The following is a 3,278-nucleotide window of genomic DNA, read 5'->3' as shown; positions in this document are numbered from 1 at the left end:
GGCACCGGAGGCGGACCCGCCCCCGGGATCGGTGGCGGGCCGTCGGGGGTTGTCACCGGATCACTGAGCCGGCGGCGCAGGTGGTGCTGGGGGAGCGGGCGGCGGCGGGGGTGGGGGAGGCGGCGGCGGGGTGGCGAACAGCGGCGCGAGCTGCGCCACCGAGCTCGCCGAGGCCCAGCCGGCCATCCCGTTGGTCCACACCAGCGTCTGACCCTGCAGCTGCCCGGCCTGCATGGCCTGCTGCAGTTGCTGGAGGTTGTACGGGCCGGTCGCCGTGCCGTTGACCTCGACGTGGTACATCGCCGCGAGCAGTGGCGGCGGGCTCGCGCCCATCGCCTGGTTCGCGGCAACCTGCTGGCCGAGCTGACCGCCCAGGCCGAGCCCGATGCCGGCCCCGACCATCGCCCCGGCGGCACCACCCTCGTTCTCGGCGGCGGCCAGGGTGGCGTCGGCGGCCCGGACCTGCTGGAGGCGGCCGACGTCGCCGACGTTCTGCACGTACCCGCGGGTCTCCACGCCGCGGGCCACCCCGGCGGTCAGCGCCGCGGTGACCTCCTCGGGCAGCGAGACGTTCATGGCGATCGAGTCGATGGCGAGGCCGAACTCGTCGTCGACCCGCTCCTGGACGAGCACCTTCAGCTTGTCGGCGATCTCCGCGTTCTTGCCCTGCAGCTCCAGGGCGCCGTAGCCGGAGCCGGTGAGCAGGTCCGCGAACGCGGTCGCGATGAGGCGGCGCAGCAGTTCGGTGAGCTCATCGAGCTCGACAGCGGAATCGGTGCCGATGATCTCGCGCAGGAAGATCTCGACGTCGGCGATCCGGACCACGCACAGGCCGTTCGCGCGGATCGGGATCATCGAGAAGTCGGGGTCCCGGATCGTGATCGGCTGCGGGGTGCCCCAGCGCAGGTCGGTCACCGGGCGGGTGTTGATGAAGTAGACCTCGCTGCGGAAGGGGCTCTGAAAGCCGTGCTTCCAGCCCTGCAGCGTGGCCAGGATCGGCAGCGCCTCGGTGGTCAGCGTGTAGTGACCTGGCTCGAACTTGTCGGCGAGCTGGCCGCGGTAGACGAAGACCGCCTTCTGGCCCTCGCGCACGATGAGCTCGGCGCCATTCTTGATCTCGTTGTTGTAGCGGGGGAACCGCCAGGCGAGCGTCGTACGGGAGTCATCGATCCACTCGATGATGTCGACGAGTTCGCCCTTGAGCTTGTCGATGAGTCCCATCTGCGCTCCCCTCCGAGCTGTCCGGCCCGGCGCCGGTCGATCCGTCGCCGACGTTAGCGGGCGCAGCTGTCCAGCACGACCTCGGCGGTGGCGGTTCATCTGAGCGTCAAAACGCCGCGCGGCCCTGATCTGGTGACCAGGGCCGCGGAGGGCGGAGGATCGGGGATTTGAACCCCGGATGGGCTTGAAGGCCCAAACCGCATTAGCAGTGCGGCGCCATAGACCGGACTAGGCGAATCCTCCCGAGTGCGCAACGGCGCAAGGTTACCGGTCGGCTCGAGCCCCGGGCAAAGACCTTGCCTCGCCGGGTGGGCGGCCGTGAATGATCAAGGTCGGCGTGGAAGGATGAGGGCTCCCCCGAGGCCACGTCCAGGGTTTCGTCGGGGCGTCCCTTCCAGGGACCCGCGTTGACCCGGAGGTGGCATTTCGTGGCAGGCCGGCCGAGTCGGAACACTGCCCTGCTCGCGACGATCCTGGACCATTTGCCCGATGCGCTGCTGCTGATCGACCCGGCGGGTGCGGTCGTCAACGCCAACGCCCGCGCGCTGGAGGCCTTCAAGGCCCCGGGTGCGTCACGCCCGCTGATCGGGCGCCTCGTCGTCGACGTCCTGCCCAATTTCGGCCCGGCCCCGGAGCGCACGGCCAAGAGCCGCCACGCCGCCCCGCCCGGGGAGCGCGACACCACGCGGATGACGGCCCGGGCTCTGGACGGCACCACCTTCCAGGTCGAGGTCTTCCGGGCGCTGGTGCCGTGGGCCGGCTCGCAGGACCATCTGCTGCTGGTGCTCCACGAGGCGACGAGCGTCCCGCTGGAGTCCGAGCTGATCCGGACCAGCCAGCAGGCCCAGGCCATCCTGCGCGCCACCGAAGAGGCGATCTGCGGGGTCGACATGGCCGGCAAGGTCGTCCTCGCCAACCCGGCCGCCGCCCGCCTGCTCGCCACCCGGCTCGGGGACGTGGCCGGCCGCGACCTGCAATCCCTGGCCTGGCACACCCGGCTCGACGGGTCGGCGGTCGCCGCCGAGGACACCCCCATCGGCCAGGTGCTGGCCAGCGGCAAGCGCAGCCCGCGCCGTCGCGAGGTGTTCTGGCGCGCCGACGGCAGCCCGGTCCCGGTCGAGGTCTCCACGGTCCCGATCAAGGACGGCGAGACCACGGTCGGCGCTGTTGCCGCGATCACCGACGTCACCCGCTCGGTGGAGGAGGAGCGCCGCCGCCACCGGCTGCTGACCATCCTCGACGCCGAGATCACCGCCGGTCTGACTGCGCTCGCCGAGTCCGACCTGACCGACCCCAAGGCGGTCGCCCTCGAGGTCGAGCGGATCCGGCAGATCGCCGCGGACGCCGTCGATTACGAGCATCTGATGGGCAATCAGGCTCAGGTCACCACCGCACCCGGTGAGTTGACCGTCGTGCTGGACGACGCCGTCGCCTCGGTCTCCGCGCTGGCCGCCGAGCGGCAGGTCAGCGTGCAGGTCGTCGCTGAGGCGTCCTCGGTCGCCCTTGACCGGCGTCGGCTCTCCCTGGCGATCTCTGAGCTGCTCCGCGCCGCGGTCGAGTCCAGCGCAACCGGAGCCTCGGTCGCGCTCTCGACCGTGGTGGTCGGGGACAAGGTGCGGATCGGGGTGCGGGAGACCGAGGTCGCCGACACCGCCCAGGAGAACCCGCTGCTGCGCTGGCTGCGCCCGCGCCGGGGCCGTCAGGCCGGGCCGGACCCGGACCTGGCCTATGTCCAGGTCGTGGTCGAGCGGCACGGCGGCCGGTTCCTGCTGGAGCCGACGAGCTCCGGTGCCCGCTCCTACGTCGTCGAGCTGCCCGCGGTCGCGGCCGCCCCGCCGGCGGTCGAGTTGGCGGCCGTCGAGGTCCCGGTGGTCGAAGCCCTCGCGCTCGAGACGCCCGCCGACATCCCGGCGCCGAACGCAGAGATCCTCCAGCTCCGCGCGCAGTCCAACGCCCCGGTGCGGGAGTCCCACGGCAACGGCGGCTCGGTGATCCCGATGCCGACGCGCTCGCTGCGTGCGGTCGAGGCCGCGGCCGCTGAAGCCGCTGCTGAGGCG

General features: G+C 72.0%; 2 protein-coding genes and 1 tRNA gene. 1 reads left to right on the top strand and 2 read right to left on the bottom strand.

Annotation, left to right across the window (positions count from 1 at the left end; translation table 11 throughout):
- Positions 1 to 60 precede the first annotated feature (60 nt).
- Both H0X00_RS22835 and H0X00_RS22830 read right to left on the bottom strand, forming a co-directional pair.
- Positions 61 to 1,221: an SPFH domain-containing protein gene (locus H0X00_RS22835; protein ID WP_293775089.1), complete on the bottom strand. Its 1,161-nt coding sequence runs from the start codon at positions 1,219 to 1,221 to the stop codon at positions 61 to 63.
- Between the two features lie 152 nt (positions 1,222 to 1,373).
- Positions 1,374 to 1,464, bottom strand: a tRNA-Ser gene (locus tag H0X00_RS22830).
- A 185-nt stretch (positions 1,465 to 1,649) separates the two neighbouring features.
- On the opposite strand from H0X00_RS22830, the gene H0X00_RS22825 reads away from it, so the two are divergent.
- Positions 1,650 to 3,278, top strand: a 1,629-nt coding sequence (locus tag H0X00_RS22825) for a PAS domain-containing protein (RefSeq protein ID WP_293775088.1), incomplete at its 3' end; no start/stop codon positions are given.

Origin of the sequence: Sporichthya sp., from assembly GCF_013815995.1 — a bacterium.
Lineage (GTDB): Bacteria > Actinomycetota > Actinomycetes > Sporichthyales > Sporichthyaceae > Sporichthya.
The sequence above is the reverse complement of the archived record's forward strand: the minus strand, read 5'-3'. Positions and strand labels throughout refer to the sequence as shown.